Genomic DNA, 21,570 nt, shown 5'->3' with positions numbered 1-21,570 from the left:
CACATGGGCCGATGGAAGATGCTCGATCCAACCATCCCGGCGTCTGATCGCCATTGATCATCCTCGGAACAGGTGGCCGCTTCCAAGCGTTGAGGCATGGTTCCTTCGGATTTCGATCATGCGATTTCCCCGCTGCGCGCGGTCTCCTACGTCCGCGTCCAACCGTCAGCCAGGCGCAGCGCGGGTCGGATCCCGACGGCCTCTCCATCCCGGCGCAGCGCGAAGCGAACCGGCACCGGGCACTGGAACTCGGAGCGCTCGTCGTGGCCGAGTTCATCGAGCGAGGCCGCTCCGGCAGGTCGATGGAGCGACCCGAACTACGGCAGATGCTTGCCTACCTCCAAACCCGGCCCGTGGACTTCGTCATCGTTCACAAGATCGACCGGCTCGCCCGTAACCGAGCCGACGACTCGGCCATCACCAACCTGATCACGGGAACAGGCGCCCGGCTGGTCTCCACCGCCGAGCCGATCAACACAACCCCGGGCGGCCGCCTCCTGCATGGGATCATGGCCTCGATCGCGGAGTTCTACTCCCACAACCTCGCCACTGAGGTGATGAAAGGGATGCGACAGAAGGCAAACCAGGGAGGCACCCCGGGCCGTGCGCCGCTGGGATACCTCAATCAGCGCCACCACGAAGGTGACGGACGTGAGATCCGTACCGTCTGCGTCGACTCGGAACGCGGCCCACACATCACCTGGGCCTTCAATACCTACGCAACCGGTCAGTGGAGCATTACCCAGCTCGCAGACGAACTCAACACCCGCGGCCTGACCACCCGGCCAGGGCCCAACACGGCAGCCCGACCGCTCACGCTGCGCAGCGTGCACCACCTCCTCCGGAACCCCTACTACAAGGGCGTCGTGACCTTCAACGGTGTCGAAAGTCCTGAGCAGCATGAGCCTCTGATCGATCCCGTGACTTGGGCGGCTGTCCAGGACATCCTGACCGCGCACCGCAACGGCGAACGCAGCCGAACCCACGACCACTACCTCAAAGGCACCGTCTATTGCATCAAGTGCGGCCGCCGGCTGATAGTGCAACACACCCGCACCCGCAGCGGCCGCGTCTACGAATACTTCGTCTGCCACCGCCGCGGCAACTTCGACTGCCCACAGCGCAGGGCGCTACCCATCGCCGATGTCGAGCAACGAGTCGCCGACAGCTACCGCAACCTCACTCTCACTGCAGAACTGCGCGACCGCATCGAGCAGGTAGCGGTGGCCGGCCTCCACCACCAGAAAGCCGCCAAGGCCGAACGGCTGCACAATCTGATCAAGCAGGGCCGGACCCTCGAAGCCAACCGCGGCAAACTGCTCGACGCCTACTACAGCGACGCAATCCCTCGCGACCTCTTCCTCGCAGAACAACGCCGACTCAAGATCGAGCATGCCCGCATCAACCGGGAGCGCGCGACGATCGAGACCGACCACGCGACGATCGAGCGTCAGACACGCGATGCGCTTGATCTGCTGCAGGACGTGCACACAACCTACGAGCGCGCCACCGAGCCCATCCGCAAACAGCTGAACCGCGCCGTCTTCGAGCGTGTGCTCATCGGCTACGAACCTGACCAGATCCGTGTCGAACTCAATGATCCTTACCGAGAACTCGTCAGCCCCGACAACGAATCCTCAACCGAGACAGACTTTTGATAAGAACATTCCAGTGGACCTAGCGCGACAATGTTCATACCCTGCCCCGGCCCTCCTGCGGGTCGTGAGGATGCGGGATCAGATTCGGCAACGTCCCTTGCCAGACGCAGATTCAGGGGCCGTCGCTAGATGCACGGTGATGCGACCGAGTGAGGGGATGCTTTCGGACGCGGCGGCCAGGTACGCTGCCGGCGAGACGCTGCGTTCGATCGCTGGTCGTCTTGGGATTAGCCGCGAGCGGCTTTCAAGATGCCTGCAGGACCGCGGAGTCAGGCTGCGTCGGCAAGGACCTTCCGAGGCCCAGGTCTGGGAGATGAAGGATCGGTATCTCCGCGGCCAATCACTGGCGCGGATCGGTGCAGTGTTGGGATTCGACGCCACCACGGTCCGAACGCATCTCCTTCGTGCCGATGTCGCCCTCCGCGACCCACAGGGACGAGAGCGATAGCTGCAATCTCTGACGCCGATTACCGGGTCCTCGCAAGGCTAGGCATCCGGATCTGGGCTCGAGGGTCCCCTCAGGACAGGTTTGCAGAGCCCAGGAGCTCACTTCCGCCATCGGCGAGCCGGAGCATGCGGGGCCTTCGGCCGAGCCCGGTCTGCCGAAACATCGAAGAACGGCCTATCGCTGAACTACCCCGCTTTGTTGGATATACATCTTGCTGTGATGCCCCTGACCGATCGACAACGCGAGATCCTCGCGTGGATCGCCGATGGCACGCCGGTAAGGCCGTGGCCGGACTTCACCCACCGGGCGACGGCGAAGGTGCTGCAGGCGCACGGCCTGGTGAAGGTCCGCGGACACGGTTCGTCCTGGACCGCGGAGATCACTGATCTCGGTCGGCGCGTGCGAGCCGGGGCGCAGGAGGTGCCCCCGCGCACCAAAGGTGCGCGTCGCAACACCGGACGAGGTCATGCACGCCGTGGTCGACGCAACACGGATCCATCTGCCGGCGCAGGCACCAGCGAAACAGGCAAAAGCAAAAGGGCGATCAGTAGCTCTGGCCTGATCGATCAACTCCTTGAGGCAGACGGCGTGCTGGTCGTTCAGGATCCCGACGATCAGACCCGAGCGTCATATCGCAGTGCGTTGGCCAGGACGAGCGTTGATGATCTTCCGGATGGAAAACGCCTGACCTACAGCGGCCGCAATTCCGGGAATCTTGTCATCCGCCTTGTGGATAGGCAGCCCCAAGTCGAGCCCGACCCACCGATCGCCGTGCCCACCTCAATCGACCTGAGCCAGCCGACCATCCGACATCTAGTCCAGCACCCGAACTTGATAGAGGTCTCCAGCGCGACCCGAGACCGGGCGCTCCTCATCATGCAAGCCCTGATCGCAGAGTGCATAGACCGCGGGTACCGGGTACAGCCACGTTCGGAGGGAACCGGTGTCGAGGTCATCATCGGCGAGGACAGAGTTCCGGTTGTCATGTGGGAAGAGAAGGAAAAGGTCAGCAAGATTTCCCCGGAGGCGGTCGCAGAACTGAAGTACGACTGGCAACGCGCCCAACCCGTCACCACCTGGGACTGGAGCGGAAGGCTCGCCATCTGCATCGATTTCGAAGTCCGTTGGCGAATCAAGCCACTGTGGGCAGACCGGAAACGGTGGACCCTCGAGAGCCGTTTGCCACGGATCATCCGAGAAGTCGAGGATCTGGCTGCCCAATGGAAGGCGGACCGGGAACGTGCCGAACGCGAAAAGAGCGAACGCCGCAAACTGTGGGAAGAGTCAGTCCCAAAAGCCCGCCAGGAATACATCGATGATCAGAACCGTGCCCAGCTCGAGAAGCAGATCGGTGCCCACCTCCGGGCCCTCCAGCTGCGTTCATATGCCGCGGCAGTCGAGATCGGAACCCGGACAATGGATCCTGGGTCCGAGCAAGAAGCTGCTCTCGAATGGATCAGGTGGATCAGAGCCGAGGCGGACCGGATCGACCCGACACTCCACCCCGGCGCGCTCAGGTACGTGACCCCCGACCGGATCTCCTACTGGGAACTCAACAAATACATGCCTGAAGGATTGACCGCGCTGCATCCACCCGAGTGATCAGTTACGACGTCCGGCTAGTCGCGCGTGCGGAGAGTTCCGAGGGTCTGCCCCAGCTTCGCTGCCAGATCCTCGGCATCGTCAGCGTGGCCCAGCTTGCCGAGCCGTTGAATTGCTTCCTCGGCGATGTCACCGACTCGCCTAATCTCGGCCCGTAGTGCAGCAAGCTCCTCCCATCGAGAGACCGCCTCGACACCACACCACTCCCGCACCAGATTTCGCGCCGGCCGATACTTCTGGTCAACCTCACGAATTATCTCCGGTGAGATCATTGTGCGACCTCCTCGGCCATGGTGATAGCTGCCATGGATCGACTCTCGAAGGTAGTCCCGTTCTTCCTGCTCGACATGCTCAAGCAGCGGCCCCGCATGGCGTTTCGCCAGCGCTTGGGCAGTCTTGAGCGCAATCTGCCAGGTCACGATGAGCGTGCCGCCCGCCTGGAAGCCGAGAGGATCTGACGTGAACAGATTTCGCGGCAAGCCTGAAAGGCCACAAAGGCGATCAAGATCATCGATTCTCAGATAGCTCTCACGCCAGTCGATATCGGCGACCTCGTAGTCAACGACCTGCTCAAAGACTGTGTTGGCCGCGACGACCTCGGGCAGATCGTTGTCGTGGGGCGACTCGGCAAGGACAGCATTCCACCTTGCCTCGCGGGCATGGAAACTCTCGGCCTGGTCCCAGGGCACCTTCAACCGTCCTGGCGGCACCCACTCCGCCTTGCCTTCCATGGCCGGATCGACGAAGTTGATCAACACCCTCGCTGGCCTCTTCGTCCCATGACGCACCACGCGGACCGGGACCAGTCGGTCGACGCTGCGGGCACGGTATCCCCAAATCTCGCCAGGGTTCGGCTGATCAGTGTCGTCAGCCGGCGCCATTGTCTAGCTCTCGCAGGCGCTTACGCAGGGATTCTGCTTCTGCCTCGATCTTGCTCAACTGCGCCTCGATTCTCCGCCGATCGGGTGACTTTGGTGACTTCGGAACTGCCGCAGGCCTCGTTCGTGGAATGAGCCAACCGACTCGCTGGTATCCGGTGACTCGATAAGCGTGCCTGCACGTGTAACAGGCCACCTCCGGACTCGGCTGCGGCCAGCGCAAGTCGATCATCCTGCGCCAGTGATCCCGCTCATTCTCATCAGAAGCTGTCAAGTCGCCGTCGAGCTCCCACAGCTTCTCGAGCTCGCTGCGCATCTCCGCAGCACGCTCGGCCGTGACCAGCTCGGGGCCCTGCTCAGGCCGCCAGTCCGCATCGGTAATCACGGAGTCATGGACGTGACCACACGCAAGCTTGACTCGCCAGTACGCCCGCGAACGAGGCTCAGCACAGCGGATCTTGGACCAAGTAGCCTGATCGAGGCCGTGCTGGGGCTCCTCCGGATCGGGAGGAAGCTCCTTGACTTCCCGGCTCGTCCACTCAACGATCATCCGATACGGCGACGGAGTCCGATGGTCGGCCATACACCAGGACTCGCCTTCCGGCAGTTCCTGGTTTGTCACCGGATCGATGACCGGGCGATCGTCAGGAAAGGAATCCTTACCTCTCGTGTAGATCTCGTGAACGCATCCACAACTCAACTCGACGCGCCATCGATACTGGTCCTCGACCTTCGGCGCGATCAACGGCCATAAGGCTGGCCTACACCGTCTCCGCAGCTCGGCGACACTTCTCTCATACTCCGCCAGCGCGACCCGGCGTGGACGCGCCTTGCCGGCAACCGCCATGAACAAGCCGCCCGGTCGACGAGCCTCTGGCCGATCCACCCGAACCTCCCCATGTCCCGACAGCGCACCAATTCTGGCAGAGTTCGGGCGCCATTTCGATGATTGGTGGTGGACGGCGCACTCGCGGTCGTCGGACGTAGATGTGGGTTCAGGTTCGCGATGACAAGCAAGCTCCGGCTCCTGATGGAAAGGCTGGGCTGCCGTGTGGCCCTCGGACCGCCGGCCCGGAGTGAACCGCCCCGGGGTGTCGGGAGGCTTCATTAGTTGGAGGATGAAGTCATGGCACGTCCGTCGAAGTATCCCCGCGAGGTGCGGGAGCGTGCGGTCCGGCTGGTCGCTGAGGCGCTGGAGCGCGGCGCTTACCCGTCCGAGTTCGAAGCGATCCGCACGATCGCGGACCAGCTCGGGATCGGGTCGGCCGAGACCGTCCGGAAGTGGGTCCGCCGGGCCGAAGTTGATCATGGTCAGCGGCCGGGCAAGACCAGCGAGGAAATCGCTGAGATCAAGGCGTTGAAGAAGGAGAACGCCGAGTTGCGCCGAGCGAACGAGATCCTCAAGAGCGCGTCGGCTTTCTTCGCGGCGGAGCTCGACCGCCCACCCAGGTACTGATCGTGTTCATCGACGAACACCGGGACCGGTTCGGGGTCGAGCCGATCTGTCGCGTGCTGACCGAGCACGGGATCAAGATCGCCCCGTCCACCTACTACGAGGCCCGTAACCGGCCGCCATCTCGGCGGGCGTTACGAGACACCGAGATCGTCGAGTTGATCAAGACCGCCCGGCAGCAGCGGTTCGTCGACGGGTTCGGTGCTCGGAAGCTGTGGCTGTATCTGCGCCGACAGGGCCACGACGTGGCCCGGTGCACGGTCGAGCGGTTGATGGCACAAAACGGCTGGCACGGCGCACTCAGGGGCAAGCAGGTGCGAACCACGATCGCCGACCCCAAGCAAGCCCGAGCGGCTGATCTGGTCGACCGGGACTTCACCGCGCCGGCGCCGAACCGGCTCTGGGTCGCCGACTTCACCTACGTGCCGACCTGGGCCGGCACCGTCTACGTCGCGTTCATCATCGACGTCTACTCCCGGATGATCGTCGGCTGGCGAGCCGCCACCACCATGACCACCGAACTCGTCCTGGACACCCTCGAACACGCGCTCTGGACCCGCCATCAAGCCGGGATCACCGACCTCACCGGCCTGGTCCACCACACCGACGCCGGCTCCCAATACACCTCGTTCGCCTTCACCAGCAGGCTGATCGAGGCCGGCGTCGACCCCTCCGTCGGTTCAGTGGGCGACGCCTACGACAACGCCCTCGCCGAGTCCCAGATCGGCCTCTACAAGAGCGAAATGATCCGACGCTGCGGGCCTTGGCGCAATGTTGATCATGTCGAGATCGAGACCCTGCACTGGGTCCACTGGTTCAACCACGAACGCACCCACGAAGCCATCGACGACCTCACACCCATCGAGGTCGAAACCGCGTACTACGCTGCAAGAAACCGTCTCAGCCCGACCGGGTAGAGACACAACCCGAAGCGTCCGGAAAACCCGGGGCGGTTCACTGCAGGCTGCCACCAGTCGACTCGAAACACTCAGCACCGCCTACGACCGCGCCCGCGACGGCCTCGATGCCATCCTCGACCTGCTCCACGACCTCTCCGACCTCTACCGAAAGAGTCGACCAGCCGAACGCCGCATGCTCAACCGGGCACTCTTCAGCAGGATTGTCGTCGACGATGAGGAGAACGTCACCGTCACCCCAGCCGAACCCGTCGCCACGATTCTCGACGCCGCGCCGAGCCGCGGTCAAAGCTCAGGAACCGAAAGAACCCTGCCCGATCATGACCAAGGGCAGGGTTCGATTTTCGATTCTTACGTGGAGCTAAGGGGATTCGAACCCCTGACCTTCTCCATGCCATGGAGACGCGCTACCAACTGCGCCATAGCCCCTCGTGGTTGGCTCCCTCGGCCCGACCCGCCGGGCCGTGAGAACTCGGAAATACTAGCGTGCCGACCCCGCGGAGGCGAAATCAGGTCACGACTTGGGATCCAAGGGGGCGACGGGGTCCGGGACGTCGGTCAGGCCGGTCAGGTTGTAGCCGGTCAGCCGCCAGCCGAGGGGCTGACGATCAAGGATCGCCCAGGCGCAGTTGTCCATCCCTCGGAGCAGGTTCCAATGCTCTTCGGGAAGCCCGAGGAAGGCGGCGATGCCGAGTCGACCGGAGAGGCCGTGCATGGCGCAGACGACGATCGAGCCGTCGGGTTCGGACTCGGTGATCTCGGTGTACGCCTGGACGACCCGGTCGGCCACCTCGCGGTGGTCCTCTCCGGTCGCCGAGCGCCGTACGTCCTCGCCGGACTTGATCTTGATCACAGCTTCGGCGTCGATCTCGGCCAGTTGATCATGACTGAGGCCGGCCCAGCTGCCGACGTGGATCTCGCGCAGCCGCGGCTCGAAGTTGATCTTCAGGCCGGAGACTTCGACCAGCGCCTCGGCGGTCTGCCGGGTCCGGGACAGGTCGCTGGCGTACAGGGAGGTCGGGTTGTAGGTCGCGATCAGCCGGGCCGCGGTCTTGGCCTGCAGTTGCCCCAGCTCGTCGAGCGGGATGTCCTCCTGACCCTGCATCAACCCGGTGGCGTTCCACTCGGTCCGGCCGTGTCGCCAGATGATCATCCGGCTCGCGGTCATGAAGCTTCCCCCTCTGTGTCGCGTACGTTCAGCGTCGCTCGTCGATGTCCAGGTCGATCTCCGGGCAGTCCCGCCAGAGTCGTTCCAGCGCGTAGAACTGGCGCTCCTCGGTGTGCTGGACGTGCACCACGAGGTCGAGGTAGTCGAGCAGCACCCAACGCTGCTGCCGGTCGCCTTCCCGCCGGACCGGCTTGGCGTCCAGGTCGCGCAGGGCTTCCTCGACGCCGTCGACGACCGAGCCTACCTGCCGCTCGTTGCTGGCCGTGACGACGAGGAACACGTCCGTGATCGCCAACTGGTCCGACACGTCGTAGGCGATCAGGTCGGTGCCGAGCTTGTCGACGGCGGCCTGCGCCGCGGCGCGGGTCAGCTCGATCGCTCGGTCGGTTGCAGTCATTCTCGCCTCTCCTGCGCGGGCTCTCGGTAGAGCCCGCGTTTCTGGATGTATTGCACGATGCCGTCGGGCACCAGGTACCAGATCGGTTCGCCGTCGGCGACGCGCGACCGGCAGTCGGTGGACGAGATCGCCAGCGCCGGGATCGACACCATGCTGACCCGGTCCTTCGGCAACCCTCCGGTGATCGCCGGGTCGAGCTCGACGCCGGGCCGGTTACAGGCCACGAAGTGCGCCAGCTCGAACAGTTCGTCGACGCCCCGCCAGGTGAGGATCTGGGCCATCGCGTCCGCACCGGTGATGAAGTACAGGTCGACGTCGTCGCCACGTTCGGCGCGCAGGTCCTTCAGTGTGTCCACCGTGTACGTCATTCCGGGCCGCTCGACGTCGACCCGGCTGACCGTGAACCTCGGATTGGACGCGGTCGCGATCACCGTCATCAGGTAGCGGTCCTCGGCTCCGGACACGTCCCGGTCGGCCTTCTGCCACGGCTGGCCGGTCGGGACGAAGACCACCTCGTCCAGGCCGAACCGGGCGGCGACCTCGCTGGCCGCGACGAGGTGGCCGTGGTGGATCGGGTCGAACGTGCCGCCCATCACCCCGAGCCGGTAGTGCCGACCGTTCGGCTCGCCGGGATCGCGAGCCAGTCCGGTCGACCGATGGTTCTCCGACACGACAGGATCAGCTGTGCCTTCGGCCCTTGCCGATGGACAGCGTGATCAGCAGCAGCACTATGAGAAAGACGAAGGCGAGCACACCGAAGCCCCAGGCCGGGATCGGCAACTCCGTGTGGACCTCGGTCTCCAGCGCGGTCAACCCAAACAGCATGGGGGAACTCTACCGGTGCCGGCGACGGCTCCGTGCATCGTTACCCGCGGACCTGCCCCGCGCCCGTCACTACGTACTTCGTGGACGTCATCTCGGGCAGCCCCATCGGCCCGCGCGCGTGCAGCTTCTGGGTGGAGATCCCGATCTCGGCGCCGAACCCGAACTCACCGCCGTCGACGAACCGGCTGGACGCATTGACCAGCACCGCCGCCGCGTCGACCTCGGCCACGAACCGGTTCGCCGCCGCCTGCGAGTCGGTGACGATCGTCTCGCTGTGCCCGGAGCTGTACCGCCGGATGTGGGCCAGTGCGTCGTCCAGCGAGTCGACCACGGCCGCGGCGAGGTCGAGGGACAGGAACTCCTCGGCGTAGTCGGTCTCGGTCACCGGCACCACCTGATCACCGTACGACGCGAAACGATCATCGCCGTGCACGGTGACGCCCGCCTCGGCCAGGGCCTGCAAGGCCTTCGGCACAAAGGAATCCGCGACGTCGGCGTGCACCAGCAGGGTTTCCAGCGCATTGCAGACGCTGGGCCGCTGCGCCTTGGCGTTGATCATGATCCGGATCGCCTGATCATGGTCGGCCGACCGGTCGACGTAGAGGTGGCAGTTGCCGGTGCCGGTCTCGATCACCGGCACCTGGCTCTGGGTCACCACGGTCTCGATCAGGCCGGCGCCGCCGCGCGGGATCAGGACGTCGACCAGGCCGCGGGCCGCCATCAGCTCGCCGGTCACCTCACGCGGACCGGGGATCAGCTGAACGGAGTCTTCCGGCAGCTCCGCCTCGGCCAGGCCGGCCCGCAGCGCCGTGACGATCGCGGCGTTGGAGTCGGCGGCGCTGGACGAGCCGCGCAGCAGCACCGCATTACCGGACTTCAGGCAGATGCCGGCGGCGTCGGCGGTGACGTTGGGCCGCGCCTCGTAGATGATCCCGACCACGCCGAACGGCACCCGAACCTGCCGGACCTGGACACCGTTGGGGTTGGTCCAGCCGCGGACCACGTCGCCGACCGGGTCGGGCAGGTCGGCCAGCGCCCGCAGGCCGTCGGCCATGCCGGCGATCCGGTCCGGGGTGAGCCGCAGCCGGTCGATCAGGGCCGCACCGGTACCGGCATCCTCGGCTCGCCGGACGTCGGCCGCGTTGGCCTCGAGGATCACCGTCTCGGCCTTGAGCAGGGCGTCGGCCATCGACTGCAGCCCCGCGTCCTTCGCCGACCGGATCGCCGACCCCAGCGTGCGCGAGGCCTCGCGGGCCCGCAACGCCTGTTCACGGACGGTCATCGCCGTGTTCTCCTCCGCTGCTCTTCGTGATCTGACCCGCAACAATCTAGTCGTCCGATCCGCGGCCGGGCCGCTGATTCCACCACCCGGCGCCGGTCGATACCGGTACCACGACGACCACAGGAGGCACCCCGACATGAAGTTCCGTGCAGCGCTCGAGGCCTCGGGCAAGAACACCGCCGGCTTCGAAGTCCCCGAGGAGATCGTCGACGGGCTCGGCGGCGGCCGGCATCCGAAGGTGCTGGTCCGGCTCCAGGGGTACGAGTTCCGTACCTCGATCGCCCGGATGGGCGGCCGGTTCCTGCTCGGGGTCAGTGCCGAGCGGCGGGCCGAGGCCGGGGTCGCGGCCGGCGACGTGCTGGATGTCGAGGTGGAATTGGACACCGCCGAGCGGACGGTGGAGGTGCCCGACGACCTCGCCGCCGCGCTGGCCGAGCAGCCCGCCGCGAAGGAGTTCTTCGACTCGCTGTCGTACAGCAAGCAGAGCTGGCACGTGCTCCAGGTGACCGGGGCCAAGAAGCCCGAGACCCGGGCCAAGCGGGTCGCCACCTCGGTCGCGATGCTCGCCGAGGGCCGCGCCCGCTGACGGCTCACGCGGTGTCGCATCACCATCGCAGGCTCCACATCACCGAACGGACCGCTTGACCGGCAGAACTCGCCGAAAGTTGAGGTCAAGTGGTCCGCTCAGTGACCTGGCGCCCGCACCTCGGCCACGACGGCCGCGATCCGTCGGGAACCCGGCTCAGCTGTGTCGGTTCGGGCGCAGCCTGCTCGTCAGGGACGGCAGGTCCAGCACCTGTCCCTCGCTCGCATAGTGGAAGTTGACCGCGAACTCGCGGTCGCCGGCGGCCCAGTCCGGCCGGTCCAGGAAGGGCTGCTCGAGGACCCGGCGGCGCAGCGGGAGGGCCGCCCACCGGCCGGGCCCGGGCTGCAGCACGGCGGCCGCCGTGACGGTCTGCTGGGCCCGCGGGGCGATGAAGTCCGGGTAGCGGTCCAGGGTGAAGGTGCCCACCTCGTAGGCCCAGGCGACCTCTCCCGCAACGTTGGCGAGGTAGTGCTCGGCCAGGGCCCGGACCAGTACGTCGCCGGGCGTCGCGCCGTCGTCGAACTGCCAGGCGACGACGTGCGGATCGATGTCGTCGCCCATCGCGACCGAGTCGCGGTCGAGGAAGACGGTGATCACCGGAGCTTCTCCTCGGCCGGCAGCAGTTCGCGGGCGAGCAGGGTGCCGGCGGCGGTCGCGATCGGGAAGACGACGATCGCGACCAGCGGCACTGACAGCAGCAGGAAGGTCGGCACGCCGAGCCCGAACACCTTGGCTCGCGCGGTCCGCATCGCGGCGCGGCGGCCGGCCAGGGTGATGATGCCGCGCCGTTCGCAGGCCGAGCCGATCAGTTCCGTGGCCAGCATCCAGCCGCCGAACAGCGCCGACAGCACCGCGCCGACGACGTTGCCGACGACCGGGACCAGGCCGATCGCGAACAGGACTATCGCGCCGACGAGCGAGACCAGGATCAGCGCGATCGCCTGGCGGACGGCTCGTCCGATCTGGGTGCCGAGCGGTTCCTCCCGCGGCGGCGGCGCGTCCCCTTCAGAGGCGTCGACGGCCTCGGAGATCTGGTCGTAGAGCGGCGCGCCGAGGGCCAGGGTGAGCGCGCTGAAGCTGATCACCATCAGCAGGATCGAGCCGGCGATCAACGCGACCCCCATCAGGATCCGCACCGTCATCGCCCAGCCGGCGTCCCAGCCGTCGGCGAACGGGGACAGCCAGAGGACGATCTCGTCCACCCGGAACAGCAGGACGATCAACAGGATCAGGAAGATCACCGACGTGATCACGGCCGGCAACGCGCCGAGCAGGAACAGCTTCGGCCGCTTTAGAATGATCTTGGCGCCACGGCCGAGCAGGCCGGCCCCGGTGAGGACCTCGGAGATCATCGGCCGCCTCCCACATCGATCGTCGTTCCGGTGACGTACGAGGCGTCGTCGCTGAGCAGCCAGGCGATCGCGGCGGCGATCTCCTCGGCGGTGCCGGCCCGGCCCAGCGGGATCTCCGGCGCCACCCGTTCCAGCCGGCCGGGCGCATGGATCTCGGTGTCGATCACGCCCGGCCGCACACCGGCCACCCGGACACCCTGCCGGGCCAGTTCCAGGCCGAGTCCGGTGGTCAGTGCGTCGATCGCGGCCTTGCTGGCGGCGTAGTCGACGTACTCGAACGCACCACCGCGCACCGCGGCCCGGGACGACACGTTGACGATCACCCCGCCTGCGCCACCATGATCATGGGCCATCCGGCGGGCGGCCGCGGTCGCCATCGCGAACGCGCCGACGACGTTGATCTCCATCACCCGGCGGACCCGTTCGCTGTCGTAGTCGGCCACCGGCGCACCCGGCGACACCACGCCGGCGTTGTTGACCAGGGCACCGATCGGGCCGACCTCGGCATCGAGCCAACCGAACAACTCGTCCACCGCGCCGGGCCGGGTCAGTTCGACCTGGCGGGCGTGCGCGGTGACGCCGGCGGCCCGGCAGTCGGTGATCACCTGATCGGCGTCGGCTGCCCGGCTGGCGTACGTGATCACGACGTCGCGGCCGTCCGCGGCGAGCCGGCGGGCGGTCGCCGCGCCGATGCCGCGGCTGCCGCCGGTGATCAGGACCGGGCCGGTCACGGTTGGCCCACCTGGTCGGACCTGACCCGTTCCCCCTTCGCCTCGGAGGCCGCCCGGAGTTGATCTTGGAACGTGATCATCTTCTCGGTCAGTACGGGATCGCCGGCGGCCAGGATCCGGACCGCGAGCAACCCGGCGTTGCGGGCGTTCCCGATGGACACCGTCGCCACCGGGACCCCGGCCGGCATCTGCACGATCGACAGCAGGGAATCCATCCCGTCCAGGTATTTCAGCGGCACCGGCACCCCGACCACGGGCAGCGGCGTCAGGGACGCGAGCATGCCGGGCAGATGGGCCGCCCCGCCGGCGCCCGCGATGATCACCTCGATGCCGCGGATGTGCGCGGTCCGGCCGTAGTCGATCATCGCGTCGACCATCCGGTGCGCCGACACGACGTCCGCCTCGTACGCGACATCGAACTCGGCGACCGCCTCAGCGGCCGCCCGCATCACGGGCCAGTCCGAGTCCGAACCCATCAGGATTCCCACCCTGGGTGGGGTTTCAGGCATCCGGGTCTCCCATCAGATAACCGGCGGCGTGCCGGGATCGCTTCCGTACGTCGGCAAGATCATCACCGTAGGTGGTCACATGACCGACCTTGCGGCCCGGCTTGACGTCCTTGCCGTACAGCTGGACCCGGAGCCGACGATCGCGGGCGAAGCAGTGCAGCAGCGCCGACGGAAGATCCTCGACGGTGCCGCCCAGGACGTTCGTCATCACGGTCCACGGCGACCGGGTCGTCGGATCGCCGAGCGGCAGGTCGAGCACGGCCCGCAAGTGGTTCTCGAACTGCGACGTGTGCGAACCGTCGATGGTCCAGTGGCCGGTGTTGTGCGGCCGCATCGCGAGCTCGTTGACGACGACCGAACCGTCGTCGCGCTGCATCAGCTCGACCGCGAGCAGCCCGACCACCTCGAGCTCGGCGGCCACGGTCAGCGCGAGCCGCTGGCAGTCGATCGCCTGCTGCTCGGTGAGCCCCGGCGCCGGGGTGACGGTCTCGACGCAGATCCCGTCCCGCTGCACGGATTCCGAGATCGGGTACGCGACCGCCTGCCCGGACGGCGAGCGCACGGCCAGGGCGCTGAGCTCCCGGGTGAACGCGACGTACTCCTCGGCGACGATCTGGATCCCGTCCCCCAGGTTCTCGAACGGGATGCCGACCTCGGCGGCGGTGTCGATCTTCCAGACGCCCTTGCCGTCGTAGCCGCCGCGGGACGTCTTCGCGATCACCGGCCAGCCGTGCTCGTCGCCGAACGCCTGCAGTGCGGCCGGGTCGGCGACCACCCGGTTGATCGGGCACGGGATCCCGGCGGCGGTCAGCCGTTCCCGCATGATCGCCTTGTCCTGCGCGTGGATCAACGCCGCCGGCCCGGGCCGGACCTGGACCCCGGCCGCTTCGAGTTCGCGCAGCAGCCCGGTCGGTACGTGCTCGTGGTCGAACGTGATCACGTCGCAGCCCGCGGCGAAGTTGCGTACGGTCTCCGGGTCGGTGTAGTCGCCGACCGTCACGTCGCCGACGACCTGGGCGGCCGACACGTCGGGGCCCTCGGCCAGCAGCCGGACCCGGATCCCGAGCCCGACCGAGGCCGCGTGCATCATCCGGGCCAACTGGCCGCCGCCGATGATCCCGACAACAAATGACCGCGTGGACGAGGCTCGCTCTGACACGCCGGTCAGCCTACTGGGCGACCGCTGCCGGCTCAGTCGGCAGCCAGCCGGCGTCGACCGCGACGGACCGGGCGATCCGGAGAAACGCGGTGACGGCACCATCCGGGCGGACCGGACGGATCAGCTTCAGGTCCACTGGCGGCAGCGGGTCCGTGATCGCGCGGACCACGGCACCGGGCAGTCGGGTCGCGACCGACCGCGGCAGCAGCATGAAACCGCCGTCACCGACGGCCAGCGGATTGCGCAGGCCGGGTAGGGGTGTGCGCTGGATCTCGAACTCGCCGGCTCGGCGCAGCACCGCGAGCACGGCATCGTGGTAGTCGGGTGCGAGGTCTCGATCCAGGAACCGGAACGGCTCCCCGCGCAGCGCGGCGAGGGCGAGCGGGGCCGTGCTCGCCGCCCACGGCGATCCGGCCGGCAGGCAGACCACATACGGCTCGCGCCGCAGCACCTCGGCCGTGAAGCCGTCCGGCACCGGCAGGTGGCGGCCCAGCAGGACGTCCAGCTCGCCCGAGCGGAGCGCGTCGACCAGCGCGTGGTCCCAGCCATCCCGCGTGGTCAAGATCAGGTCGGGCGCGCGATCGGCGACGGCGGTGATCAAGGTCGGCAGCTCCGCATGACCGACCGTCGGCCCGTAGCCGACCCGCACCGTGGCAGGTCCGGCGGCTCGCCGGGTCAGTCGAACCGTACGGTCCGCCGCCGCCAGCACGCCCCGGGCCAGGTCGACGAACACCTGACCCGCCTCCGTCACCCGGGTCGGTCGGCGTTCGAACAGCCGTACCCCCAATTCGCGTTCCAGGGCTTGGATCTGGCGGCTGAGCGGCGGCTGGGCCATGTGCAGCCGGACGGCGGCGCGCTGGAAGCTGCCCTCTTCGGCGACCGCGATCACGTACTGCATCAGGCGCAACTCCACCGACATACCCGCAGGGTATCCGGACCGACCAACCGGGTCTGGCGACGTGGGAGTCGCACCGTCGGCGCCGGCCGTTGTTCCAGGCGCAGACCCCAACCACAGAAGGAATCCCTCCATGATCGACAACGCAGATCAGCACCCGTCCCGACGCGCCGTGCTCGGCGCCGGCGGCCTCACCGTCGCCGGTCTGATCGCCACCGATCTCGTCACCGCGCCGCCGGCCGCCGCCGGGCCGAATGATCAAGCCCGGCCGATCCTCCGCCCGTTCCCACGCACCGGTCAGCAGGTGCCGGCGGTCGGGCTGGGCACGTTCATGACTTTCGATTCGCTCCCCGGCGACGACACGCGGCGGATCGAGGAGGTGACCCGTCGCTTCTGGCGTGGCGGCGGACGGGTGATCGACACCTCTCCGCTGTACGGGCGCGCGGAGGTCAATCTCGGCCGCTTCCTCCGCGGGGTCGCCGACCGGGCCTTCCTCATGAACAAGATCTGGTCCACCGGCGACTTCCTCTGGGACGACAGCCACGCCGAGGCCAGCCTGCGGCGGTCGATGGAACGGCTGACCCGGGACCGACCGCTGGACATCGTGGCCTGCCACAACCTGGTCAACGTGGACGTGATCGTTCCGCTCCTGCACGCGTGGAAGGCCGAGGGACGGATCCGGCACCTGTCCGTGACCCACCACGATCCGGCCTACTTCGACCTCCTGGTCCGGTGGATCGAGACCGGCGATCTGGACGCGATCCAGGTGCACTACTCGGTGCACACCCGGATCGCCGAGGAACGGGTGCTCGGGGCGGCCGCCGATCGGGGTACCGCGGTCTTCGTCAACATGCCGCTGGAGAAGGGTCGCCTGCCCGCGATCACGGAGGGCAAGCCGCTGCCGGGCTTCGCCGCAGAGCTCGGGATCACCAGCTGGCCCGAGCTGTACCTGAAGTGGGTGATCGCCCATCCGGCGGTGACCGCGGTGCTGCCGGCGACGTCGAATCCCGATCACCTGACCGAGAATCTTCGCGCGCTGCGGGGGCCGTTGCCGGACCCGGAGCAGCGACGTCGGCTGGTCGCGGAGCTCTCCGAGCTGGACGGTTTCGCGGAGCTGGCCGGCATGCCGTGGTATCCGGGCAGGAACTATCGGGGCCTGGTCAGTCGTGGCCAGCAGCGGATCCGGGACCGCAGCCCGTGGTGGCCGTCGTGATCACCGGATGCGGAAGATCAACAGGCGCTGGACCAGGAAGTTGACCGTGGTCGCGGCGCCCTGGCCGATCACGAAGGCGATCACCTGGGCCCCGATCTGCGGCAGCTCCGGCGGGCCGTAGCGCTGCAGGGCCCAGAACACGAGCAGGGTCAGGCCGGTGTTGAGGAAGAACGTCACCAGGTAGAGCACGAAGACGGCGACGAACCGGCGGGCCGAGTGGGTCGCCTTGAAGGTCCAGCGCCGGTTGATCAGGTAGGCGGTCGTGGTGCCGAGCAGGAAGCCGACCGCCTTGGCCAGCGAGACGTTCACACCGAGCAGGGTGAGCAGGGTCCAGGAGCCGAAGTCGACGATCGCGGACAGCCCGCCGGTCGCGACGAACCGGAACAGCTGGGTGCCCAGAGGCATCGGCTCCGGCCGGTCTGCGGGCTCCGACATGTTGGCCGTCCCGGACGTCATCGGACCCACTCCGGTCGCCGCTTCTCCACGAAAGCGGCGATGCCCTCACGCCGGTCGGCCGAGAACGCCGCGGCCCGCCAGGCCCGGTCCTCGACCTCGAGCGCCTCGGACCAGGGCCGGTCGGCGCCGTCGCGGAGGGCCTTCTTGGCGGCGCGTACGGCGAGCGGTGAGTTGCTCGCGATCGACGCCGCCAACTCAAGGGCCGCCGCCCGCGCCGTGCCGGCCGGGACCACCCGGTCGGCCAGCCCGATCCGGCCCGCCTCGTCGGCCGGCACCCGCCGGCCGGTGAAGATCAACTCGGCCGCCCGGGCCGGGCCGACCCGGCGCGGCAGGGCCTGGGTGCCGCCGCCACCCGGCACCAGCCCGACCGACGTCTCCGGCAGCCCGAACGTGGCGTCCGCCCCGGCGATGATCACGTCGGCGGCCAGGGCCAGCTCGCAGCCGCCGCCGAGCGCGTACCCCTCCACGACGGCGATCACCGGCATCGGCAGCTCCCGTACGGCAGCGAAGGCGGCTCGCAGCACCGGCCGTTGACGACCGAGTTGATCATCGCTGAAACCGGCCCGTTCCTTGAGATCCGCGCCGACACTGAACGCCTTCTCCGATGCACTGGTGATCACGACGACGTCCGTCGCGGCGCCTTGGGACACGGCGGCGCAGGCCGTGGTGATCGATTCGGCCAGCGCGGTGGAGATCGCGTTCAGCGCCTCGGCCCGGTTCAAGATCAACTCGGTGACGTGCTCGGCGGCCGGCCGGGTCTCCACCGGCTGCGTCACGTGTCCGAGTCCCGGTCCGGCGGCTCGGCCGGCAGGCTGCCCTGCTCGTGGCCTCCGGTGCCGAACAGCAGCTCGGTCATCACGACGTGCACCCGCTCGACGTCCGGCACGTCGTCCAGCACGATCGGCCCGGCGTCGGCGGCGGTCTGGATGTTGAGGGTGCCGCAACCGAGGATCCGGTCCAGCAGACTGCGCTCGTACGAGACGTCGTTGATCCTGATCAGCGGCAGGTCCTTGCCGATCTTGTTCAGGATGCCCCAGCGAGTGATCAGCCGGCGATTGGTGACCGTGTAGGTCCGGGTCAGCCAGTTCAGGAACGGAATCAGCGACCACCAGAAGATCAGGACCAGCCCGATGCCGACGATGAAGTACTGCCCGACCGGCCGGTAGTCCACGGGGATCAGGGCGAGCCCGACTCCGATCAGGGCACCGCACAGCACCAGGGCGAGCGCGGGCAGGATCAGTGCTTTTCCATGGGTCCGCATGTGCAGCACGACGTGTTCGTCGGCGCCCAGCAGCTTGGCCGGTAATCCCATGCCGCCCATCGTGACACACGTGGACGAGCCCGTGCATCAGCGCAGGTGCACGATGTCGCCCGCTCCGAACGCGCGCCGGCCGGCCTCGGTCCGCACCACCAACCGTCCGTCGGCGTCGATCGCCTCCGCCTCGCCGACCACGTCCTCGGCCCCGGGCAGGGTCACCCGGACCCGGCGGCCGACCGTGCCGCACCGGGCCAGGTAGGCGGCCGCGAGCGCGGTGTCGTCGACCGATTCGCGCCACTCGGCGTAGAGCAGCGCGAACGCCCGCAGCACCGTGATGATCATCGTCGACCGGCCCACCGGCGCGGCGTCGGGCTGCAGCCGGAGCGAGGTCGCGGTCGGCACCGGCAGTTGCTCCTCGGTCAGGCCGACGTTGATCCCGATCCCGATCACGCAGCCGGCCGTCTCGGCGCCGCCGGCCGGCTCGACCCGCTCGGCCAGGATGCCGCAGAGCTTGCGGTCCCGGACCAGCACGTCGTTCGGCCATTTCAGGTCGGCCGGCACCTTCGCGGCGCGCTGCAACGACTCGCTCACGGCGATCCCGGTCAGCAGCGGCAGCCAGGTCCAGCGGGCGGCCGGGACCTCCGGCCGGACCAGCAGCGACAGCGCGATCGCGGTGCCCGGCGGCGCGGTCCAGCTGCGACCCAGCCGGCCCCGGGCGGCGGTCTGGTGCTCGGCGATCAGGACCGTGCCGGACGGCGCGCCGGCCCGCGCCTGCGCGGCGAGGTCGGTGTTCGTCGAGCCGGTCTCGTCGATCAGTTGGACGTCTCGCCAGAGCGAGCCGGGCCCGGTCAGCGCGGCGCGGAGTTCGGCGGCATCCAGCGGCTCGTCGTACGGCACGGGCGGAAAGCCTACGCTGGCCCAGTGACCGAGCCGACCGTCATCCGCGGCAACCCGACCGACGAGGAGATCGCGGCCGTGATCGCCGCGCTGACCGCGCTCCGGGCCCGTTCCGCCGCCGGCCGATCCCGTGGCTGGGCGGGCTATTGGCGCGACGTACGGCGCGGCGGCTCACGTTAGGGTGACCGGCGTGACTGGAACGGGCAAACCCTGGCGACTGGTGCTCGGTTCGGCCTCGCCGGCCCGGCTGGCGACGCTGCGCTCCGCGGGCCTCGATCCCGAGGTGATCGTCTCCGGAGTGGACGAGGACGCCGTCCACGCGGACCGGGTGCCGGACCTGGTGGCCGAACTGGCGCGGCTCAAGGCCACCGCCGTGGTCGGCCGGCTCCGGGCCGAGGGCGTGGCCGGCCCGACGATCGTGCTGGGCGGCGATTCGCTGCTGGAGCTGGACGGGCGGCCGTACGGGAAGCCGGCTGATCATGCCGAGGCGGTGGGCCGGTGGCGCCGGATGCGGGGCCGCGAGGGCGTACTGCACACCGGACACCAGATCATGATCATCGACGGCGACGAGGTGCGGGAGCGCAATCGCACCGCGAGCACCCGGGTCCGGTTCGCCGACCTGTCCGACGCCGAGATCGAGGCGTACGTCGCGACCGGGGAGCCGCTCCAGGTGGCCGGCGCGTTCACCATCGACGGCCTCGGCGGGCCGTTCGTCACGAGCATCGACGGTGATCACCACACCGTGGTCGGGATCAGCCTGCCGCTGCTGCGGGAGCTGCTGGCCGAGCTGGGCGTCGCCTGGCCCGAGCTCTGGTGACCCGCGGCCCCAGGTTAGCGTTGCCTTTCCTCACCAAAACGGAAAGGTTGCTCGTGCGGTTCATCCGGCTTCATGCGCTTCTCGCTGTCCTGACCCTGCTCGCCGTGGCCGGCTGCGCCACGGTCGGTTCGCCGGCCCAGCCCGACGGCGGGAACGGGCCGGGGAACGACCAGTTCCCGGTCACCATCGAGCACGTGTTCGGCCGGACCACGATCGAGAGCCGGCCGACCAAGATCATCACGCTCGGCGTCACCGACGCCGATGCGGTGCTGGCGCTCGGCACCACCCCGATCGCCGTCACCGGCTACACCTTCTATCCCGAGACCGGATTGGGCCCCTGGGCGGAGGAACTCATCCACGGTGACCGGCCGCTGCGCCTGCAGTCCGACGCCGAACCGAACCTCGAGCAACTCGCCGCGCTGGAACCGGACCTGATCATCGGCGTATCGGCCGGCTTCGAGCAGGACGTCTACGACCGCCTCTCCCAGATCGCCCCGACGATCGCGCGGCCGGCCGAACACGCGGCGTACACGGTGCCGATGGACGCTGCGACCCGCCTGATCGTCACGGCGCTGGGCCGCTCCGCCGAGGGCGATCGGCTGATCGAGCAGGCCGAGCAGGCGTTGTCCGGTGCGGCTGCGGATCATCCTCAGTTCAAGGGCAGAACCGCTACGGTCATGCTGCCCTTCCAAGGCAAGTACGGTGCCTACACGCCGACGGACGCCCGTGGCCGGGTGATGGCGCAGCTCGGCTTCCGGCTGCCCGAGCGGCTCGGCGCCCTGGACGACGGCAAGAGCTACTTCATCGAGGTCTCGCCCGAACGTCTCGACCTGGTCGACGGGGACGTCCTGATCCTGCTCGCCGATCAGCCGGCCGACCGGTCCTTCACCGACAAGGACAAGGTCCTGCAGGCGCTGCCGGTGGTCCGGGACGGGCGCACGATCATCCCCGACACCGACACCCGCGGCGCGATGACGTACAACAGCGTGCTGTCGATTCCGTACGCCGTCGAGCGGTTGGTCCCGGAACTGCAACGCGTCCTGGGTTGAGCCGGACGAACAAAGTGTGC

Annotated in this window: 26 protein-coding genes, 1 tRNA gene and 1 other annotated feature; of the genes, 8 read left to right on the top strand and 19 right to left on the bottom strand. The window is 68.2% G+C overall.

Annotated features, from left to right (window positions below; genetic code table 11):
- Positions 1-53: 53 nt before the first annotated feature.
- Positions 54-1,658: a recombinase family protein gene (locus BKA15_RS25645; RefSeq protein ID WP_179755661.1), complete on the top strand. Its 1,605-nt coding sequence runs from the start codon at positions 54-56 to the stop codon at positions 1,656-1,658.
- A 667-nt stretch (positions 1,659-2,325) separates the two neighbouring features.
- On the top strand, positions 2,326-3,708 hold the full coding sequence (locus BKA15_RS25640; protein WP_179755659.1) for a hypothetical protein: 1,383 nt from the start codon (positions 2,326-2,328) through the stop codon (positions 3,706-3,708).
- 17 nt (positions 3,709-3,725) lie between these two features.
- Here the strand turns inward: BKA15_RS25640 and BKA15_RS25635 are convergent, their stop codons facing one another.
- Positions 3,726-4,463, bottom strand: a complete 738-nt coding sequence (locus tag BKA15_RS25635; RefSeq protein ID WP_179755656.1) for a hypothetical protein — start codon at positions 4,461-4,463, stop codon at positions 3,726-3,728.
- A 112-nt stretch (positions 4,464-4,575) separates the two neighbouring features.
- Entirely contained in the window at positions 4,576-5,331 is a 756-nt protein-coding gene (locus tag BKA15_RS25630; protein ID WP_179755654.1) for a hypothetical protein, read from the bottom strand.
- 381 nt (positions 5,332-5,712) lie between these two features.
- Between BKA15_RS25630 and BKA15_RS25625 the strand changes: the two genes are divergently transcribed.
- Positions 5,713-6,956, top strand: a protein-coding gene (locus BKA15_RS25625) for an IS3 family transposase (protein ID WP_179747618.1) whose coding sequence is annotated in 2 segments (ribosomal slippage) — positions 5,713-6,001 and positions 6,001-6,956 — 1,245 coding nt in all. Because the reading frame shifts where the segments join, the coding sequence is not laid out codon by codon here.
- Positions 6,000-6,128 (top strand) — a sequence feature (AL1L pseudoknot). It overlaps the preceding gene by 129 nt.
- Before the next feature lie 37 nt (positions 6,957-6,993).
- Here the strand turns inward: BKA15_RS25625 and BKA15_RS25620 are convergent.
- From BKA15_RS25620 to BKA15_RS25590, 7 genes are all read right to left on the bottom strand, one after another.
- Positions 6,994-7,245 (bottom strand): hypothetical protein, encoded by a 252-nt coding sequence (locus tag BKA15_RS25620; protein ID WP_179755652.1) that lies wholly within the window; start codon positions 7,243-7,245, stop codon positions 6,994-6,996.
- Positions 7,246-7,312: 67 nt separating this feature from the next.
- A tRNA-Ala gene (locus BKA15_RS25615) sits at positions 7,313-7,385 on the bottom strand.
- An 85-nt stretch (positions 7,386-7,470) separates the two neighbouring features.
- The gene (locus BKA15_RS25610; protein ID WP_179755650.1) at positions 7,471-8,124 is read right to left on the bottom strand and encodes a histidine phosphatase family protein; all 654 of its coding nucleotides are present in this window, start codon (positions 8,122-8,124) and stop codon (positions 7,471-7,473) included.
- Positions 8,125-8,152: 28 nt separating this feature from the next.
- Entirely contained in the window at positions 8,153-8,521 is a 369-nt protein-coding gene (gene rsfS / locus BKA15_RS25605) for a ribosome silencing factor (RefSeq protein ID WP_179755648.1), read from the bottom strand.
- The gene (gene nadD, locus BKA15_RS25600) at positions 8,518-9,192 is read right to left on the bottom strand and encodes a nicotinate-nucleotide adenylyltransferase (RefSeq protein WP_376766815.1); all 675 of its coding nucleotides are present in this window, start codon (positions 9,190-9,192) and stop codon (positions 8,518-8,520) included. Before nadD ends, rsfS begins: the two co-directional genes overlap by 4 nt.
- Before the next feature lie 7 nt (positions 9,193-9,199).
- Positions 9,200-9,346 carry a hypothetical protein gene (locus tag BKA15_RS25595; protein ID WP_179755646.1) on the bottom strand — a complete coding sequence of 49 codons (147 nt, stop codon included), beginning with the start codon at positions 9,344-9,346 and terminating at the stop codon, positions 9,200-9,202.
- Positions 9,347-9,386: 40 nt separating this feature from the next.
- Positions 9,387-10,628 carry a glutamate-5-semialdehyde dehydrogenase gene (locus tag BKA15_RS25590; protein WP_179755644.1) on the bottom strand — a complete coding sequence of 414 codons (1,242 nt, stop codon included), beginning with the start codon at positions 10,626-10,628 and terminating at the stop codon, positions 9,387-9,389.
- A gap of 136 nt (positions 10,629-10,764) precedes the next feature.
- Here BKA15_RS25590 and BKA15_RS25585 point away from each other — a divergent pair, with 136 nt between their 5' ends.
- Positions 10,765-11,214 carry a YdeI/OmpD-associated family protein gene (locus tag BKA15_RS25585; RefSeq protein WP_179755642.1) on the top strand — a complete coding sequence of 150 codons (450 nt, stop codon included), beginning with the start codon at positions 10,765-10,767 and terminating at the stop codon, positions 11,212-11,214.
- Between the two features lie 156 nt (positions 11,215-11,370).
- Here BKA15_RS25585 and BKA15_RS25580 read toward each other — a convergent pair whose 3' ends face one another.
- From BKA15_RS25580 to BKA15_RS25555, 6 genes are read right to left on the bottom strand one after another with little or no spacing between them, the layout of a single operon-like run.
- A complete protein-coding gene (locus BKA15_RS25580; RefSeq protein WP_179755640.1) occupies positions 11,371-11,811 on the bottom strand; it encodes a hypothetical protein in 441 nt (146 codons plus the stop codon).
- Complete coding sequence (locus tag BKA15_RS25575) at positions 11,808-12,566, bottom strand: EI24 domain-containing protein (protein WP_179755638.1); 759 nt, start codon at positions 12,564-12,566, stop codon at positions 11,808-11,810. The genes BKA15_RS25580 and BKA15_RS25575 overlap by 4 nt, the downstream gene beginning before the upstream one ends.
- Positions 12,563-13,297: an SDR family oxidoreductase gene (locus tag BKA15_RS25570; protein WP_179755636.1), complete on the bottom strand. Its 735-nt coding sequence runs from the start codon at positions 13,295-13,297 to the stop codon at positions 12,563-12,565. The genes BKA15_RS25575 and BKA15_RS25570 overlap by 4 nt, the downstream gene beginning before the upstream one ends.
- Positions 13,294-13,806, bottom strand: coding sequence for a 5-(carboxyamino)imidazole ribonucleotide mutase (gene purE, locus BKA15_RS25565; protein WP_179755634.1), 513 nt, complete (start codon positions 13,804-13,806; stop codon positions 13,294-13,296). The genes BKA15_RS25570 and purE overlap by 4 nt, the downstream gene beginning before the upstream one ends.
- A complete protein-coding gene (locus BKA15_RS25560) occupies positions 13,799-14,965 on the bottom strand; it encodes a 5-(carboxyamino)imidazole ribonucleotide synthase (RefSeq protein WP_312879320.1) in 1,167 nt (388 codons plus the stop codon). The genes purE and BKA15_RS25560 overlap by 8 nt, the downstream gene beginning before the upstream one ends.
- A 10-nt stretch (positions 14,966-14,975) precedes the next feature.
- A complete protein-coding gene (locus tag BKA15_RS25555; protein ID WP_179755630.1) occupies positions 14,976-15,884 on the bottom strand; it encodes a LysR family transcriptional regulator in 909 nt (302 codons plus the stop codon).
- A 109-nt stretch (positions 15,885-15,993) separates the two neighbouring features.
- Here BKA15_RS25555 and BKA15_RS25550 point away from each other — a divergent pair, with 109 nt between their 5' ends.
- Positions 15,994-17,073 carry an aldo/keto reductase gene (locus tag BKA15_RS25550; protein WP_179755628.1) on the top strand — a complete coding sequence of 360 codons (1,080 nt, stop codon included), beginning with the start codon at positions 15,994-15,996 and terminating at the stop codon, positions 17,071-17,073.
- Here BKA15_RS25550 and BKA15_RS25545 read toward each other — a convergent pair whose 3' ends face one another.
- From BKA15_RS25545 to BKA15_RS25530, 4 genes are read right to left on the bottom strand one after another with little or no spacing between them, the layout of a single operon-like run.
- The gene (locus BKA15_RS25545; RefSeq protein ID WP_246322424.1) at positions 17,074-17,529 is read right to left on the bottom strand and encodes a GtrA family protein; all 456 of its coding nucleotides are present in this window, start codon (positions 17,527-17,529) and stop codon (positions 17,074-17,076) included.
- Positions 17,526-18,305, bottom strand: coding sequence for an enoyl-CoA hydratase/isomerase family protein (locus BKA15_RS25540; RefSeq protein ID WP_179755626.1), 780 nt, complete (start codon positions 18,303-18,305; stop codon positions 17,526-17,528). Before BKA15_RS25540 ends, BKA15_RS25545 begins: the two co-directional genes overlap by 4 nt.
- The gene (locus BKA15_RS25535) at positions 18,302-18,841 is read right to left on the bottom strand and encodes a PH domain-containing protein (protein ID WP_179755624.1); all 540 of its coding nucleotides are present in this window, start codon (positions 18,839-18,841) and stop codon (positions 18,302-18,304) included. Before BKA15_RS25535 ends, BKA15_RS25540 begins: the two co-directional genes overlap by 4 nt.
- A 36-nt stretch (positions 18,842-18,877) precedes the next feature.
- Entirely contained in the window at positions 18,878-19,684 is an 807-nt protein-coding gene (locus BKA15_RS25530; RefSeq protein WP_179755622.1) for a biotin--[acetyl-CoA-carboxylase] ligase, read from the bottom strand.
- 24 nt (positions 19,685-19,708) lie between these two features.
- Between BKA15_RS25530 and BKA15_RS37005 the strand changes: the two genes are divergently transcribed.
- Genes BKA15_RS37005 through BKA15_RS25515 form a run of 3 tightly spaced genes read left to right on the top strand, consistent with a single transcriptional unit; the run spans position 19,709 to position 21,550 of the window.
- The gene (locus tag BKA15_RS37005; RefSeq protein WP_179755620.1) at positions 19,709-19,864 is read left to right on the top strand and encodes an acyl-CoA carboxylase subunit epsilon; all 156 of its coding nucleotides are present in this window, start codon (positions 19,709-19,711) and stop codon (positions 19,862-19,864) included.
- Positions 19,865-19,874: 10 nt separating this feature from the next.
- The gene (locus BKA15_RS25520) at positions 19,875-20,501 is read left to right on the top strand and encodes a Maf family protein (RefSeq protein ID WP_179755618.1); all 627 of its coding nucleotides are present in this window, start codon (positions 19,875-19,877) and stop codon (positions 20,499-20,501) included.
- Positions 20,498-21,550, top strand: a complete 1,053-nt coding sequence (locus BKA15_RS25515) for an iron-siderophore ABC transporter substrate-binding protein (protein ID WP_179755616.1) — start codon at positions 20,498-20,500, stop codon at positions 21,548-21,550. The genes BKA15_RS25520 and BKA15_RS25515 overlap by 4 nt, the downstream gene beginning before the upstream one ends.
- Positions 21,551-21,570: the final 20 nt, after the last annotated feature.

The organism is Microlunatus parietis (assembly GCF_013407955.1).
Lineage (GTDB): Bacteria > Actinomycetota > Actinomycetes > Propionibacteriales > Propionibacteriaceae > Microlunatus > Microlunatus parietis.
The sequence above is the reverse complement of the archived record's forward strand: the minus strand, read 5'-3'. Positions and strand labels throughout refer to the sequence as shown.

Excerpts from the sequence above, each read along its gene's own strand:
- BKA15_RS25640 (WP_179755659.1), top strand. The coding sequence starts at position 2,326 with ATGCCCCTGACCGATCGACAACGCGAGATCCTCGCGTGGATCGCCGAT.
- BKA15_RS25610 (WP_179755650.1), bottom strand. The coding sequence starts at position 8,124 with ATGACCGCGAGCCGGATGATCATCTGGCGACACGGCCGGACCGAGTGG.
- rsfS (WP_179755648.1), bottom strand. The coding sequence starts at position 8,521 with ATGACTGCAACCGACCGAGCGATCGAGCTGACCCGCGCCGCGGCGCAG.
- BKA15_RS25595 (WP_179755646.1), bottom strand. The coding sequence starts at position 9,346 with ATGCTGTTTGGGTTGACCGCGCTGGAGACCGAGGTCCACACGGAGTTG.
- BKA15_RS25590 (WP_179755644.1), bottom strand. The coding sequence starts at position 10,628 with ATGACCGTCCGTGAACAGGCGTTGCGGGCCCGCGAGGCCTCGCGCACG.
- BKA15_RS25585 (WP_179755642.1), top strand. The coding sequence starts at position 10,765 with ATGAAGTTCCGTGCAGCGCTCGAGGCCTCGGGCAAGAACACCGCCGGC.
- BKA15_RS25575 (WP_179755638.1), bottom strand. The coding sequence starts at position 12,566 with ATGATCTCCGAGGTCCTCACCGGGGCCGGCCTGCTCGGCCGTGGCGCC.
- purE (WP_179755634.1), bottom strand. The coding sequence starts at position 13,806 with ATGCCTGAAACCCCACCCAGGGTGGGAATCCTGATGGGTTCGGACTCG.
- BKA15_RS25555 (WP_179755630.1), bottom strand. The coding sequence starts at position 15,884 with ATGTCGGTGGAGTTGCGCCTGATGCAGTACGTGATCGCGGTCGCCGAA.
- BKA15_RS25550 (WP_179755628.1), top strand. The coding sequence starts at position 15,994 with ATGATCGACAACGCAGATCAGCACCCGTCCCGACGCGCCGTGCTCGGC.
- BKA15_RS25545 (WP_246322424.1), bottom strand. The coding sequence starts at position 17,529 with ATGACGTCCGGGACGGCCAACATGTCGGAGCCCGCAGACCGGCCGGAG.
- BKA15_RS25535 (WP_179755624.1), bottom strand. The coding sequence starts at position 18,841 with ATGGGATTACCGGCCAAGCTGCTGGGCGCCGACGAACACGTCGTGCTG.